The sequence below is a fragment of the Acinetobacter shaoyimingii genome (genome assembly GCF_011578045.1).
GTDB classification, from domain to species: Bacteria; Pseudomonadota; Gammaproteobacteria; order Pseudomonadales; family Moraxellaceae; genus Acinetobacter; species Acinetobacter shaoyimingii.
In genome coordinates, this window is the sequence record NZ_CP049801.1 from 2,977,761 (window position 1) to 2,992,324 (window position 14,564).

At 40.0% G+C, this 14,564-nt stretch carries 14 protein-coding genes; 6 read left to right on the forward strand and 8 right to left on the reverse strand.

Annotated elements, in window-relative coordinates:
- Window positions 1–9: 9 nt before the first annotated feature.
- The 6 genes from G8E00_RS13430 to secF all read left to right on the forward strand — a co-directional run bounded on the left by G8E00_RS13430 (window position 10) and on the right by secF (window position 6,207).
- The gene (locus G8E00_RS13430; RefSeq protein ID WP_166225377.1) at window positions 10–576 is read left to right on the forward strand and encodes a LemA family protein; all 567 of its coding nucleotides are present in this window, start codon (window positions 10–12) and stop codon (window positions 574–576) included.
- 94 nt (window positions 577–670) lie between these two features.
- The gene (locus G8E00_RS13435; protein WP_166225380.1) at window positions 671–1,507 is read left to right on the forward strand and encodes a DUF4303 domain-containing protein; all 837 of its coding nucleotides are present in this window, start codon (window positions 671–673) and stop codon (window positions 1,505–1,507) included.
- Window positions 1,508–1,698: 191 nt separating this feature from the next.
- Window positions 1,699–2,829, forward strand: a complete 1,131-nt coding sequence (tgt, locus tag G8E00_RS13440) for a tRNA guanosine(34) transglycosylase Tgt (protein ID WP_166012127.1) — start codon at window positions 1,699–1,701, stop codon at window positions 2,827–2,829.
- A 92-nt stretch (window positions 2,830–2,921) separates the two neighbouring features.
- Window positions 2,922–3,251 carry a preprotein translocase subunit YajC gene (yajC, locus tag G8E00_RS13445; RefSeq protein ID WP_166012128.1) on the forward strand — a complete coding sequence of 110 codons (330 nt, stop codon included), beginning with the start codon at window positions 2,922–2,924 and terminating at the stop codon, window positions 3,249–3,251.
- 53 nt (window positions 3,252–3,304) lie between these two features.
- Window positions 3,305–5,206 carry a protein translocase subunit SecD gene (gene secD / locus G8E00_RS13450; RefSeq protein ID WP_166225383.1) on the forward strand — a complete coding sequence of 634 codons (1,902 nt, stop codon included), beginning with the start codon at window positions 3,305–3,307 and terminating at the stop codon, window positions 5,204–5,206.
- Between the two features lie 8 nt (window positions 5,207–5,214).
- Complete coding sequence (secF, locus tag G8E00_RS13455) at window positions 5,215–6,207, forward strand: protein translocase subunit SecF (protein WP_166225386.1); 993 nt, start codon at window positions 5,215–5,217, stop codon at window positions 6,205–6,207.
- Window positions 6,208–6,267: 60 nt separating this feature from the next.
- On the opposite strand, the gene G8E00_RS13460 is transcribed toward secF, so the two are convergent.
- The 8 genes from G8E00_RS13460 to pilW form a co-directional block, all read right to left on the reverse strand.
- The gene (locus tag G8E00_RS13460; protein ID WP_166225389.1) at window positions 6,268–6,912 is read right to left on the reverse strand and encodes a 4'-phosphopantetheinyl transferase family protein; all 645 of its coding nucleotides are present in this window, start codon (window positions 6,910–6,912) and stop codon (window positions 6,268–6,270) included.
- A 117-nt stretch (window positions 6,913–7,029) separates the two neighbouring features.
- Complete coding sequence (der, locus tag G8E00_RS13465; RefSeq protein ID WP_166012132.1) at window positions 7,030–8,439, reverse strand: ribosome biogenesis GTPase Der; 1,410 nt, start codon at window positions 8,437–8,439, stop codon at window positions 7,030–7,032.
- 166 nt (window positions 8,440–8,605) lie between these two features.
- Window positions 8,606–9,760: an outer membrane protein assembly factor BamB gene (bamB, locus tag G8E00_RS13470; protein ID WP_166225392.1), complete on the reverse strand. Its 1,155-nt coding sequence runs from the start codon at window positions 9,758–9,760 to the stop codon at window positions 8,606–8,608.
- Window positions 9,760–10,461 (reverse strand): YfgM family protein, encoded by a 702-nt coding sequence (locus tag G8E00_RS13475; protein ID WP_166225395.1) that lies wholly within the window; start codon window positions 10,459–10,461, stop codon window positions 9,760–9,762. Before G8E00_RS13475 ends, bamB begins: the two co-directional genes overlap by 1 nt.
- Before the next feature lie 31 nt (window positions 10,462–10,492).
- Window positions 10,493–11,788, reverse strand: a complete 1,296-nt coding sequence (gene hisS, locus G8E00_RS13480; RefSeq protein WP_166225397.1) for a histidine--tRNA ligase — start codon at window positions 11,786–11,788, stop codon at window positions 10,493–10,495.
- Window positions 11,785–12,900 (reverse strand): flavodoxin-dependent (E)-4-hydroxy-3-methylbut-2-enyl-diphosphate synthase, encoded by a 1,116-nt coding sequence (ispG, locus tag G8E00_RS13485; protein ID WP_166012136.1) that lies wholly within the window; start codon window positions 12,898–12,900, stop codon window positions 11,785–11,787. The genes hisS and ispG overlap by 4 nt, the downstream gene beginning before the upstream one ends.
- Before the next feature lie 22 nt (window positions 12,901–12,922).
- The gene (locus G8E00_RS13490) at window positions 12,923–13,735 is read right to left on the reverse strand and encodes a helix-turn-helix domain-containing protein (RefSeq protein ID WP_166225399.1); all 813 of its coding nucleotides are present in this window, start codon (window positions 13,733–13,735) and stop codon (window positions 12,923–12,925) included.
- Entirely contained in the window at window positions 13,726–14,532 is an 807-nt protein-coding gene (pilW, locus tag G8E00_RS13495) for a type IV pilus biogenesis/stability protein PilW (protein ID WP_166225402.1), read from the reverse strand. Before pilW ends, G8E00_RS13490 begins: the two co-directional genes overlap by 10 nt.
- Window positions 14,533–14,564 lie beyond the last annotated feature (32 nt).

A 14,564-nucleotide genomic window follows, 5' to 3' on the forward strand; every position in this document is an offset into this window, starting at 1 on the left:
GAATGACACATGGGTATTATCATTTTTATCTTAATTTTTGTGATTATTTTAATCTGGGGTATTCTGGTGCGAAATAATATCGTACGCTTTTTTAATGCCACCAAACGCTCATGGGCTGAAGTAGCCAATTTTGAACGTCAAAAAGTCAAAACCTTAGAAGCTTTAGAAGAAACTTTGCAACAATATACCCAATTTGAAAAATCAACTTTAGAAAATGTGACGCGATTACGTCAACAAATTTTAACATTGGATATTAACAATACCGATGTTTTGCAATTACAAAAAATTGAACAGCTCAATAAAGAACTGATCAAAAGTTTAAATGTCGTTGTAGAAAATTATCCTGAGCTACAATCTGACAAACTCTATACCCAGATGATGAGTGAAATCCAACAACAAAATGAAAATGTAGGTGCTGCGATCACAATCTTTAATCGCAATGTGGAAGTTTTTAATAACAATATTGAAGTTTTTCCAAATAATTTAGTGAATGCCATAACTTTGTCGAAAAAAATCATCGAACCTTTTTCAGATGGTGTTGTGGAAAAGAACTTTGAATACAAACCAAATTTTTAAATCGTAAAAGAATGAAGATATAAAATTGCAATATGGATACAGCTTATAAAAGATAAAACATAAATGTTTCATTGATTCAATTGGGGATTGAATGATGTTTGATTTAAAAAAAGACCATGCTGAATATTTATCGACACTTGAAAAAATTATCGTCAATGAGTTTGAAGCGCTGTATAGCAAATATGCTGAACAAAGTATCTATGCTTTTGCTTTAGTGTTAGATGAGCGAATGCTTCCGCTATATACCACTGTATCAACAAATAAAAGTCTTTTAAATCAAGAAGAAAATCGTTTTCAGTATCTTGCAGATACCCAACAATGGCATATTGATAAATGGAAATATCAAAGTATTCATCTTCAAGAATTAAATTTATTCAGCCGCAAAATTTCTGACTATATTCAGCAATCTCGCCTGATTATCACTAACTTAAAATTCAAGAATGAGTTTTATGATGATTTAACCAGTTTCTACTTACAAGCGATGCATGATGCTCGACAAAATATTATGTATAAATACATGCTTGATGAAGATGATATTCTGTTTATTGTTCATCAAACAGGAAATGAAGAATTTACTGTTCAGTCCATTAAACACCTCAACAATACTTCTGCGACAGTTTTTGAGGCCATTGCAGACTTACGATCTATTGTTTTATTTAAAGAAAAAAATAATTTAAATCATAAACTCAGCCAGCAAGATAAAGATGTTCTGATTGATTTAAGACAATTATTAAAAATTACATCCAGTGTCGAGTTAGGCATTTCCTATCAGGCACAGCTATTGATTCGTGACCCATATTTTTTGGACTTAAATCAGGACATTCAATGCCTCATTCAAGATATTGCAACAATGGATGATCACCATCCACCGCTCACCAAGTCTGAAATTCTAGAGCGGATTCAACGTTTTTATATGCATGAGGCGGTGTAGAAGCAGCACTACAATGGCTTTTCTACCACAATCTAAGGGATGTAACATCATACAAAGCGAACTGAGGTTCGCTTTTTTTAATTGCGGGGCAAAAATAAGATGACTGGCTTTCATTCTCAAAATCGGAGAAAATAGACCGTTTTAGCACACACAATCAGCGAACTGTTTTTTCGCATCGATTTGGATATTTTATGAAGTTTGAAAAGCTTGGCCAGTCTGGTCGTGCGCGTCGTGGTCGTTTGACATTAGAACATGGCGTGGTTGAAACACCTGTCTTTATGCCTGTGGGGACTTATGGCACTGTAAAAGGTATGTTGCCTCGTGATATTGAAGACATTAAAGCTCAAATCATTTTAGGGAACACCTTCCATCTCTATTTACGTCCAGGTTTAGATGTCATCCGTGAACATGGTGGTCTACATGGCTTCATGAAATGGAACAAACCAATCTTAACCGATTCAGGCGGCTTCCAAGTATTTAGCTTGGGTGCTATGCGTAAAATTAAAGAAGATGGTGTGACCTTCCGCTCTCCTATTGATGGTTCAAAAGTTTTCTTGTCACCAGAAATTTCAATGGATATTCAACATACATTGAATTCTGACATCGTGATGATTTTTGATGAATGTACGCCTTACCCTGCAACACACGAAGAAGCACAGAAGTCATTGCAACTTTCATTGCGTTGGGCAAAACGTTGCAAAACTCAACATCATGATGTGTTGAAAAACAAGAATGCATTATTTGGAATCATTCAAGGCGGGATGTACGAAGACCTGCGTGACGAATCTTTAAACGGATTACTTGAAGTCGGTTTCGATGGTTATGCTATTGGTGGTTTATCTGTGGGTGAACCCAAAGAAGAAATGATTAAAGTGCTGGATTATCTTCCTGCAAAAATGCCTGAAGATAAACCACGTTATTTAATGGGTGTCGGTAAGCCTGAAGATATTGTTGAAGGTATTCGTCGTGGTGTCGATATGTTCGACTGCGTGATGCCAACACGAAATGCACGCAACGGTCATTATTTCGTAACCGATGGTTTGGTGCGTATTCGTAATGCTAAATATCGTCATGACCAGAGTCCTTTAGACCCGCATTGTGACTGTTATACTTGTACCAATTTCACTCGAGCTTATCTGTTCCATTTGGAGAAGTGCGGTGAAATGCTCGGTTCTATGCTCGGAACCATTCACAACTTACGTTATTACCAACGCTTTACTGAAGATATTCGTAATGCATTAGATAATGGCACTTTTGATGAATTCGTCGCAGATTTTTATGCACGACGTGGTCTTGAAGTTCCTCCTTGCCCACAAGATTAATTCATCAGCATTTGCACTGAAGAAAAAGACCATGTAAATTGCAGAACTAGCTAATTTATTATCATGTCTTTGACATTTTTTAGGAAATTGTAATGAGCCTTTTTATTTCGACTGCACACGCAGCAGAGGGTGCGGCGCAGCAGCCAAGCCTAGTCGCTAACTTATTGATGATTGCTGTATTTATCGCAATTTTTTACTTCCTGATTTGGCGTCCACAAGCGAAACGTTCTAAAGAACATCGTACACTTGTAGAAAGCTTAGGTGTAGGCAGTGAAATTGTATTTGCTGGCGGCTTAATGGGACGCATTACTAAACTTGAAGGTGATTTCGCTGTTGTCGAATTAAACCGTGGCAATGTCGTTAAAATTCAACGTGCAAGTGTAATCTCGGTGCTTCCAGAAGGCACTCTAGATAACCTTTAATCATAAAAATAGTCGTGCAGTCGCACGGCTTTTTCATTTTAAGAAGAAAGCAAATGCGTTACCCAGCATGGAAATATATACTGATTATTTTTGTTCTTATAATCAGTACATTATACGCACTGCCAAGTTTGTATCCTGACGAACCTGCTGTCCAAATTTCTGGTGCAAAAGCAGGGACTCAAATTGATGAGACAGTAATACAAAAAGCAGAGCAAATATTAAAAAGCGAAAATATTGCGACACACGACAATAGTTTTACCAATAATGCAGCCCTACTCCGTTTAAGTTCTACCGATGCGCAATTAAAAGCAAAAGAAGCACTTCGACAAGGTTTGGGTGATGGCTATGTAGTCGCACTCAATCTTGCACCAACAACACCTGAATGGTTGCAAAAAATTGGCGCTAAACCAATGAAACTTGGTTTGGACTTACGTGGTGGTGTCCATTTCTTACTTGAAATTGACATGGACAAAGCCATTGCGCAACGTCTTGAAACCTCTGCAACTGATTTACGTCGTGAATTACGTGAAAACAAAGTTAAATTCAACAGCTTGACTGTGAATAACAACAATATCACGATTCAATTTGCGAACAATGACGACCGTTCTACAGCAATGGATGTCATTCGTCGTAACGGCAATAAATATACACAACAAGCGTTAGCGACAGATTCAGGTTCTACCCTGAAATTGACTTATAACGATACCACTAAGCAAGAAATTCAATCCTACGCATTGGACCAAAACTTAACGACTCTACGTAATCGTATTAATGAGTTAGGTGTGGCAGAAGCCATGGTTCAAAGCCAAGGTAGCAACCGTATTGTAGTAGAGCTTCCTGGTGTACAAGATACAGCCGAAGCAAAACGTGTCTTAGGTCGTACAGCAAACTTAGAATTCCGTCTCGTATCTGACCTCAATGACCAATACATCGATCGTTACACTGGAAAATCAAGTGGTCAGCCATTACCGCCTGGTACTGAGCTGTTCGCATTTGAATCACTCGATAGTGGACGTGAACTACTGCTTAACCGCAACCGTATTTTAACGGGTGAACGTGTACAAAATGCGTCATCAGGCTTTAGTCAAGACAGTGGCGGCGCTGAAGTTAACATTACGTTAGACTCAGCTGGCGGTAAGCTGATGGCTGATGCTACACGCAATGCTGTAGGTAAGCGCATGGCGGTGTTGTTTATCGAAAATAAACAACGTATTAGCTATGTGAATGATCCTGCAACTGGCGCCCAAACAGAAGTACGTACGCCTTATACAGAATCTGTTGTGATTAATGCTGCAACGGTACAAGCTGTACTGGGTTCATCATTCCGTATTACGGGTCTTGATTCACCTCAAGAAGCATCAGAACTTGCATTGATGTTACGTGCAGGTGCTTTAGCTGCACCTATGTATTTCGTTGAAGAACGCGTGATTGGTCCAAGTCTCGGTCAAGAAAATATCGATAAAGGCGTATTGTCGACTCAAATCGGTTTCTTACTGGTTGCAATCTGGATGGTGGTGTTCTTCCGAGTGTTCGGTTTAATTGCTAATTTTGCACTGGTGTTTAACTTAGCCATGATTCTTACAGTCATGTCTTGGATTGGCGCTTCCCTCACCCTCCCTGGTATTGCAGGTATCGTTATCACCATTGGTATGGCCGTGGACGCCAACGTACTGATCTGCGAGCGTATACGGGAAGAAATGCGTTGGGGGGCTTCACCTAAACAGGCCATAATCGCTGGTTATGATCGAGCATATAACACCATTCTCGACTCCAACTTAACCACATTCTTGGTGGCATTCATTCTATTTGCCATTGGTACAGGTCCAATTAAGGGCTTCGCCGTGACATTGATGATTGGTATTATTTGTTCAATGTTTACTGCAATTACTGTGACGCGTGCAATCGTACAAATCATTTATGGTAAGCGCAAGAACTTGAAAAAGTTGAGCATTTAAGGAGATCTATGATGACTGATATGACTCAACAAGAAAGTCCAAAACCAGACAACTCAAAAAAATACGGTCGTCCAGACGACGAGCGCATTATTGACTTTATGAAGATTGCCAAACCAGCGGCAATCATCTCAATCATTTTGACTTTGGCGAGTATTTTCTTTATTTGCACCAAAGGCTTAAACCTTGGACTTGATTTTACAGGTGGTGTATCGGCAGAACTGAATTACAGTCAACCTGCTAACCAAACTGAAGTAATCAAATCTTTAGAAAAAGCTGGCTTTGAAGATGCCATGGTGCAAACTCTCGGCAGTAATAAAGACCTTCTTGTGCGTATGCCTGTACAAGAAAACATTGAAGCAGAAGACTTAACCAAGGCCATTACTAGTGCTGTGCAATTGCCTAATAATCAGGCTGAAGTGCATAAAGTTGATGTTGTTGGTGGGCAAGTCGGTAATGAACTCTATGTCCGTTCTGCAGGTGCAGTTGCTTTAGCACTGTTACTCATGTTGATTTATGTGACCATTCGCTTTGAGTTTAAATTGGCACTCGGCGCTGTATTGTCACTGTTCCATGACGTGCTCGTAACTGTCGGTGTTTTTGCTATGATGCAATGGCCATTTGACCTCACAGTTTTGGCAGCAATTTTGGCATTACTTGGCTTCTCGCTTAACGATAACATCGTGGTTTCTGACCGTATCCGTGAGAATTTCCGCAAGATTCGTGGTGCAACACCGCGCGAAGTCGTGGATATTTCTCTGACTGAAACACTGCGTCGTACTATTCATACCTCTATGACTTTATTATTGGTTGTTGTAGCGATGATGTTCTTAGGCGGTGACGGTCTGCACTGGTTCTCGATTGCGATGTTCATTGGTGTATTTGTGGGTACCTATTCTTCGATTTATATCGGTACTGCATTTGCATTGTGGCGTGGTCTAAACCGTCAAGACTTTATTGTTCAAGTGAAGCCTGAATTTGAAGAAGAAGAAATTCCTCACTAATTCCCTTCACTACTTAAAAAAGCTCATCTTCGGATGAGCTTTTTTTTGTAATAGCATTATCTAATGCTGAATAACTTCAATCCGAGGAAATGCAAAACCCTTACAGGAAAGTTCGGAACGCCAAGCGACGGTTAACATACAATGCGCTAAATTGAAATTTTGATAAGCAAATACGCCCAATTCTGGATGTTGGCATATTCCCCCATCTTGAATGGCGTCAACTTGAGTATCTAAAGTATTGAGGCTTAATCGAATACCTAATCCACTGGCTTTCAAAACAGCCTCTTTAGTGGTCCATACTTTAAACCAATATTCTACATCTTGACCTAAGTCCTGCCATTTTTGTAATTCGTTGGGATGAAAAGCATGTGCTGCCAAGGACTCAAAGCGAATTTTTCGGTCTAAATCTTCAACATCTACACCAAGATCTTGCACTCGGTCTGATGTTGCTAGTGCATAATAATTTTGACTATGACTATGATTAAATTGAAAAGCCGAATGCGACTTTAAAAATGGCTTTCCAAAAGATGTTTGATCAAAGTCATGATTTGAAATGTGAGTATTTAAACGTTTTGAAAGTTGCTGATTACGATAAAGATAGATGGACTCTTTACGCAACTGAATTTGAACCTTTCGGTCTGATGAGGTTGAAGGCGCTACAATGTGATCAAGTTGAGCGATATCAATACGTATTTTACGCTCCATAATCTTCCTTATGAGCCGCATCAAAATTGGATGAGGCATTCATTTTAAAATAAAAAAGATACAATAAAAAAGCCCAAAGATCACTCTGGGCTTTTCTTCAATCCAACTGAGAAAGAATTAACGTTTAAATTTCTTTTCAGCTTTCTTAAATTTCTGAACATAACGACGTTTACGTGCAGCCACACGCTCATCGATTTGAGTTTTACGACCTTCAAATGGGTTTTCAGATGTCTTAAATTCAATGCGAACTGGTGTACCTTCGAGTTTATATACTTTACGGAACACGTTTTCTAAGTAACGACGATAATCCGCTGGGGTTTTATCTACTTTGTTACCATGAATCACGATCGTTGGTGGATTTTGTCCACCCATATGCGCATAACGCATTTTAATACGACGGCCTGAAACCATCGGAGGTGCATGAGCTTCTACAGCATCACTTAAAATCTGTGTGATTTTTGCAGGAGAAACTTTCAAATGTGAAGAATCATATGCACGATGAATTGATGGGTACATTTCACCCACACCAGTACCATGCAGTGCTGAAATTAAGTGAACTTTCGCCCAAGGAATAAAATCAAAACGACGTTCAACATCTAATTTACATTGTTTACGGTCATATTCGGTCATGTTATCCCATTTGTTAATGGCGATCACCATGGCACGACCAGCTTCTAATGCATAACCAATCAAATGTAAATCTTGTTCTACTACACCTTCACGTGCATCTAACACAACCACAATCACGTGTGCATCTTTAATTGCTTGTAGTGTTTTCACGATTGAGAATTTCTCAATCATTTCATCCACTTTACCTTTACGACGTACACCTGCAGTATCAATTAAGGTGTATTGACGACCATCACGTTCAAACGGAATGTAAATCGAATCACGTGTTGTACCTGGTTGGTCAAAAGCAACAACACGATCTTCACCTAGCAAACGGTTCACTAGTGTTGACTTACCTACATTAGGACGACCGATAATCGCTAAACGTAAGCCTGTCGCTTTATCATGCTCATCAGGATTTTCATCTTCTGGAACATCTTCCAGAACATCCTCAAGCATTTGAGCCACACCACGACCATGGCTTGCAGCCACTTGCATTGGCTCGCCCATACCCAGTTTAAAAAACTCGACAAGTGCCGCTTCTGCATGCACACCATCAACTTTATTGGCAACCAAGTAAACTTTTTTACCTAATGTACGTAATTCACGGGCAATTTGCTCATCTGAAGCCAAAAGACCAGCACGTGCATCAACAACAAAAATAATGATATCTGCTTCATTAATGGCAGTTTTTGACTGTTCCGCCATGTATGAGTCGATACCACCTTCATTTTCACCAATACCCCCAGTATCGACAACAATAAAGGATTTATTTTGAAATACAGCATCACCATATTTACGGTCGCGCGTAAGACCGGCAAAGTCAGCAACTAAAGCGTCACGACTTTTTGTAATCTGGTTGAACAACGTTGATTTTCCGACGTTCGGACGACCAATGAGCGCAATAACGGGTTTCATAGATTACCTTTTTACAAGATCAGCCAAAACAATTGGCCTGAACATCAGAAACATGTGGAAGATTGAGGTAAACACCTGAATAAAAACCTCGGGGTCTGAATGATCAAGAACCCCGAGGCGAAAAATTAAGATATGGCTGTTAGTTTAACATAAGGTGACGCTAAAATTAACGATTCTGCCAAATGCTAAGTGCACCAGTACGTGTTGCTGCAAAAAGTTGATTATCAATTACACGTAAAGTACGGACTTCACCTGAACTTTTTGCACGCCCAACAATCGTTCCTGAGCTTGGATCAATCAGATGTAGAACGCCTTCTAGATCGCCTACAACAAGATTTTGACCCAAAATCACAGGATTACTCAATTTACGGTTGAGTAACTGGTCATTTTCCCAAAGCTTTTGACCGGTTAACAAATCGTAAGAGACGATTTTACCACCATCTTCAGCAACAAAAACTTGGCGCGCTGAAATTTCAGGACGGTTGATGCTGCTTGCATCCACACTCCAAATAACACGTTGAACAGAAAGATCGACAACAGTCACTTGCCCTTGATAACTTGTGGTCACCACAAATTTTCCAGACACAGCTGGTTCACCGTCAATATCAATCAATTTTTGAATATCAGAACGACCATCACTCACTGCAACACGCAGTTGCATACGTAAAACACCAGATAAACTATCGACCGCATAAATATATGCGTTGGAAGACGCGAGTAAAACTGTGCGGGAATCAATGGATACAGGAGACGCTTGACCACGTAGGCTTAACGTTTCAGCAGGCAGTTTATATGTCCAAACTTGTTGACCAGAAGCACTGTCAAAACCATAAGTAGTACCATCGTTTGCAACCACAATAACACGACCATTTTGCACCAATGCAGAACTAATCAATGCTCCTGACAATTGTGCTGTCCATTTGATTGCACCAGTAGACTGATCCAGCGCAAAGAGTTGGCCTTTCTTGTTACCCACAATTACGAGGCCTTCAGCTGCTTCTACACCAGAACTTAAGCCTTGCTTACTCACCTGAGTTTGCCAAACTTTTTGATTCCCGCGATATGCTGCCACTTCCCCTTTCGGATCTAAAGTAAACAGTGAATCATTATCTGCATCTATTCTGAGGCGTAAAGGATCTTCAGCGCTGGTTGCAGACACTTTCTGCGAAAAAACTTGAGCTAAACTTGTTGTTTGTTCAATTTTAGGAAGTGGATTTGGTTTAATCACTTCAGTTTTGCTGCTTTTATTAAAGATTGAACAGCCAGACATCGCTAATGTTAGCACTGCCAAGGCAAAAGATACTTTATACTTTCTATCCATTAAGACTCATCCATTTTTGTTGCTAAAATTGGTCTTTCAATTTCAGGATCATCAACTAATACGCCAACACTTTCGAGTTTAATTTGTAAGATTTGGCGCTCTTGCTTACTTTCAATTAAATTATTCCAAGCATTCAAATATGCTTTTTTTGCATTTTCTGTATCATTTTTAGCAACATAAATGTCACCACGCATTTCTTCTACAGTTGTTTTAAATGCAGGTGAAGTAACCCCACTTAAGGTTTTAATTGCTTCATCAAATTTTTTCTGTGCAAGCTGAGCATCAGCAACACGAATTTTAACAATCTGCTGTAAGCCTTCATCTTTAATTTTGGTGTTTTCTACTTTTTTCAATTCACGTTCAGCTTTGGCATAATCTTGCTTATCAAAAGCCAATTTTGCCATCACAAACTGAGCATGCAGTGCTTGAATCGTATCTGGATTATCTTTCACCAATTTCTCAGCGGAAGATGCAACCACAGATTCAAGTTTTGGATCAGTTGAAGATGCACGCGCTTCTTCTAAAAAGACTTGCAACTTCGCTGTTGCAACTTGGCTTTCAGTGCTTTGCTTCTTCTGCCAGTAATTCCAACCAAAAAAGGCAATCAATGCAACAAGGACACCACTGACCATGGCAGAACCATATTTTTTGGAAAATGATTTCAAACTATCAAGTTGCTCTTCATCAGTCAGTGCACTCATTTGACTACCTTTTTTAATTAGCGTTTATGGATTATTTTAAAGAAAATTTTTCAATAAAAAACGGTACGATCTCATTAACTGAAACTTGAGTTTGTTCCGCTGTTGCCAATGTTTTCACTGACAATTGCTGTGTTTCCCACTCACGCTCACCTAAAATAACCGCATACAAAGCACCAGATTGATCCGCTTTCTTCATTTGTGATTTCATCGAACCTTGTGATCCGACTTTCAAACGAATTGAGCTATTCTCTGATTCAAGTTGATTACGAATTTGCTCTGCAAGCACCAATGCTTTACCTTGCATACTCGGATCAGCCAACAAGAATACTTCACAATCACGTACCACTGTATTGTCTTCAACTTGTTCCAATAACAGCAATAAACGTTCCATACCCATGGCAAAACCCACGGCTGGAACAGATTGTTCTGGCTTACCTTTTAACTGACCAACTAAACCGTCATAGCGACCACCTGCACATACCGTTCCTTGAGAACCTAAATGCGTAGTCGTCCATTCAAATACAGTTTTATTGTAGTAATCCAGTCCACGTACCAACTTTTGGTTGATCACAAACTTAACACCAGCATCTGTTAAATACTGTTGTAATGCTGCAAAGTGATCCATAGTATCTTGTTGCATAAAATCATGCAATTTCGGTGCATTTTCAAGAATTTGCTGAGTTCTCGCATCTTTAGAATCTAAGATACGAAGCGGGTTGGTACTTAAACGGCGCTGTGAATCTTCGTCCAACTCATCTTTATGTTGCGTTAAGAACTCAACCAAAGCATTACGGTATTCAGCACGTTCATCAGATTCTCCCAAAGTATTCAACTCAAGTTGAACCTTGTCAGCAACACCCATGCGTTTCCACAAACGTGCCGTCATCAAAATCAATTCGGCATCCATATCTGGTGTCGCAACACCAAAGGTTTCTACACCAAACTGATGGAATTGACGATAACGTCCTTTTTGCGGTTTCTCATAGCGGAACATTGGCCCCACGTACCATACACGTGGTGTTGCACTACGAAGCATATTGTGTTCAAGCATGGCACGCACACAGCCTGCTGTCCCTTCAGGACGCAAAGTCAATGATTCAGGTGGATTACCTTTATCAAAGAAAGTGTACATTTCTTTTTCAACGATATCCGTTGCATCACCAATTGAACGTTTGAACAAATTTGTTTGTTCGACAATCGGCAGACGGATTTGTTGGTAGCCATAAGCATCCATTAATGATGCTAAATGTTGCTCTAGACGTCTCCACGCAGGTGTTTGCGTTGGAAGAATGTCATTAAAACCTTTGATTGCGACAATTGAACTCATGATGAACTACGAATGATCTCTTTAGATTTAGCTTCTTCAAGCTCTATTACACGTTGACGAACCATAGATTCGATTTCATCAACCAACTGATTTGTATCAATTAAATGGCTTTTTTCACCATTTCGGTATACCAATGAACGTGGGCTTGCACCTACAACGCCAATGTCAGCCTCTTTGGCTTCACCTGGACCGTTCACCTTACAGCCAATGACCGATACATCCATTGGTGTACGAATATCTTCAAGACGCTCTTCCAATGCTTGCATGACTGAAATCACGTTAAATTCTTGACGCGAACAGCTTGGACAAGCAATGAAGTTAATCCCATTGGAACGAAGACCCAATGATTTTAAAATATCAAAACCGATCTTCACTTCATCTTCAGGCTGAGCAGCGAGCGAAATACGCATGGTATCGCCTATACCTTCCATCAACAAACCACCTAGGGCAATTGCAGATTTCACTGTACCTGTACGATAAATACCCGCTTCAGTCACACCCAAGTGTAATGGGTTATCAATTTGTTTTGACAACAAACGATAAGCATCCATGGTTAAAAATACATTGGATGCTTTTACAGACACTTTAAATTCTTGAAAATCTAAGCGGTCTAAAATATCAATATGGCGCATAGCAGATTCAAGCAATGCCTCACCTGTTGGCTCACCATATTTTTTCTGAATATCTTTTTCGAGCGAGCCAGCATTTACACCAATACGCATCGAAATGTCATGATGTTTTGCTGCTGCAACCACTTCACGGATTTTTGCCTCAGAACCAATATTACCTGGGTTAATCCGTAAACAGTCTGCCCCAAAATCTGCCACTGCTAATGCAATCTTGTAATCGAAATGAATATCTGCCACCAGAGGAACAGATACACGCTTTCGAATTTCACCAAACGCCGCAGCAGCTTCCATCGTAGGGACGGAAACACGCATGATATCAACACCTGCATCTGCACAGCGTTGAATTTGTGCCACAGTCGCATCTACGTCGCATGTTTCAGTATTGGTCATACTTTGAATGCTGATGGGTGCATCACCACCTACATAGACAGAACCGACACGAATTTTACGTGTCGGACGACGTTTAATCGGATTTACAATCATTATACCGCTCGACTCAATCTAATTAACGCGATAAACGGAATTGAGCTTTTCCGTTCACCGTATATGGTGACAATGAAATTGACTCATTATTCAGACTTAATGTGACAGCTGTTGCATCATCCAAACGAATTTCAAATGGTGATTCACCATTTAAATTCAATGTTGAAGCTTGACGCCCCGTTGCCAACACTTTGCCAGTACTGTCAACAATATGTACAGATGTCGGATGACTGAAATTCAGCACCATCACATCACCTGATACTGGCGCATGCATATTTCCTGCTGTCGAATCATGACCATTATCCAAGGTTAAAACTTGAACTTCGTTATTTTGTGTATGCGCTTGATTATTACTGCCTTTAGAAGTCCACTTCTGAACCAACATCACTACAAGCCACAATGCAGTAATTACCGCCATGGCAATCAATATACGCTTGAGCCACTTACGATTACGGTCACTATTTGAACCTGGCAATTTTCCCATAAATTTAATTGGAGAATTGTTCAAGGCATGATTTGGCACTAAGCCCGTGTCATTTTCATAAATCTCATCAAAACGCTGAATGATCGCACTCGCATCGACTTTGAGATATTTCGCATAGGTACGATAATATCCTTTGATAAAAGTCGCTTGTGGCAATGACTTATAGTCATCTTGCTCCAATGCCTCTAAAGTTTTTATCGGCATCTTTAAATCGGCTGCAACGTCTTTGAGTTCACGAGCTTGTTTAATACGGTTCTGACGCAAATATTCACCAGGGCGCTGAACATTTCCTAAAGCATTAGGTACTACGCTTGAACCAGTAGGTTGCTGTGAATTTGGATTTACTTCCATACGGCCTCAGTAGTGTACTGTAATTTCAAATAACGTTGATATTCTAGACTATCTGGGAACAATGCACGAAGTTGATTGACTAAAACTTGCATTCCCAACTGATCTTGATTGGCACGAGCAACACGGATACCCACCCAAAGTGCTCTTGCACCTTGATTTTTCTGACCAACTATACGGACATATTGTTCATAGAGTTGACGTGCTACAACGACGTTTTGTTGCTCATATAAAATCTCAGATAACTCTAACATTGAAATGGTAGAATCACGATTCACTTGCAACGCTTGTTTGAACGTTTTTTCAGCATTCGCAACTTGCCCCAATTTTAAATAGGTCAGTCCCAAATTTTCCAGCGCGCGTGCGCGTTGTTCATATCCGAGGGTAGAACCAGCCACATTTAACTGTTGAACTGCTTCATTATATCGCTGCATTTGATACAAATACGTGCCGTAATTGTTTCTCGCCTGCGCATTTTTCGGATCTGATGCGATTGCACGGGTAAAATAACCATCGGCTTTTTGCAAATTAGCATCGCTGCCTTCTTGTTGCAAAAGTACGCCCATCATCATATTGGCACTTGAATCTTTAGAGTCTGTTTCAAGCGCTTGATCAAGCACTCGTTTTGCCGCATCTAAGTTGCCAGTGCGTATATATTCAGCTGCCATTTGTGTACGGACTTTCACCGCTTTTTCAGGATCTTTTTTTACAAATGCTGCTGAACTACCCGTTGTCTGACATCCTTGTACAACCAATGCAGACAAACACATCGCAGCGCATACGATTGTTTTTTTATACATAGGTGTTCTCAATGCCTGCCCCCTTATTATGT

What these genes read in the sequence shown, in the direction of transcription:
- G8E00_RS13430 (WP_166225377.1), top strand. Translation starts at nt 10, where the DNA reads ATGGGTATTATCATTTTTATCTTAATTTTTGTGATTATTTTAATCTGG.
- G8E00_RS13435 (WP_166225380.1), top strand. Translation starts at nt 671, where the DNA reads ATGTTTGATTTAAAAAAAGACCATGCTGAATATTTATCGACACTTGAA.
- tgt (WP_166012127.1), top strand. Translation starts at nt 1,699, where the DNA reads ATGAAGTTTGAAAAGCTTGGCCAGTCTGGTCGTGCGCGTCGTGGTCGT.
- yajC (WP_166012128.1), top strand. Translation starts at nt 2,922, where the DNA reads ATGAGCCTTTTTATTTCGACTGCACACGCAGCAGAGGGTGCGGCGCAG.
- secD (WP_166225383.1), top strand. Translation starts at nt 3,305, where the DNA reads ATGCGTTACCCAGCATGGAAATATATACTGATTATTTTTGTTCTTATA.
- secF (WP_166225386.1), top strand. Translation starts at nt 5,215, where the DNA reads ATGATGACTGATATGACTCAACAAGAAAGTCCAAAACCAGACAACTCA.
- G8E00_RS13460 (WP_166225389.1), bottom strand. Translation starts at nt 6,912, where the DNA reads ATGGAGCGTAAAATACGTATTGATATCGCTCAACTTGATCACATTGTA.
- der (WP_166012132.1), bottom strand. Translation starts at nt 8,439, where the DNA reads ATGAAACCCGTTATTGCGCTCATTGGTCGTCCGAACGTCGGAAAATCA.
- bamB (WP_166225392.1), bottom strand. Translation starts at nt 9,760, where the DNA reads ATGGATAGAAAGTATAAAGTATCTTTTGCCTTGGCAGTGCTAACATTA.
- G8E00_RS13475 (WP_166225395.1), bottom strand. Translation starts at nt 10,461, where the DNA reads ATGAGTGCACTGACTGATGAAGAGCAACTTGATAGTTTGAAATCATTT.
- hisS (WP_166225397.1), bottom strand. Translation starts at nt 11,788, where the DNA reads ATGAGTTCAATTGTCGCAATCAAAGGTTTTAATGACATTCTTCCAACG.
- ispG (WP_166012136.1), bottom strand. Translation starts at nt 12,900, where the DNA reads ATGATTGTAAATCCGATTAAACGTCGTCCGACACGTAAAATTCGTGTC.
- G8E00_RS13490 (WP_166225399.1), bottom strand. Translation starts at nt 13,735, where the DNA reads ATGGAAGTAAATCCAAATTCACAGCAACCTACTGGTTCAAGCGTAGTA.
- pilW (WP_166225402.1), bottom strand. Translation starts at nt 14,532, where the DNA reads ATGTATAAAAAAACAATCGTATGCGCTGCGATGTGTTTGTCTGCATTG.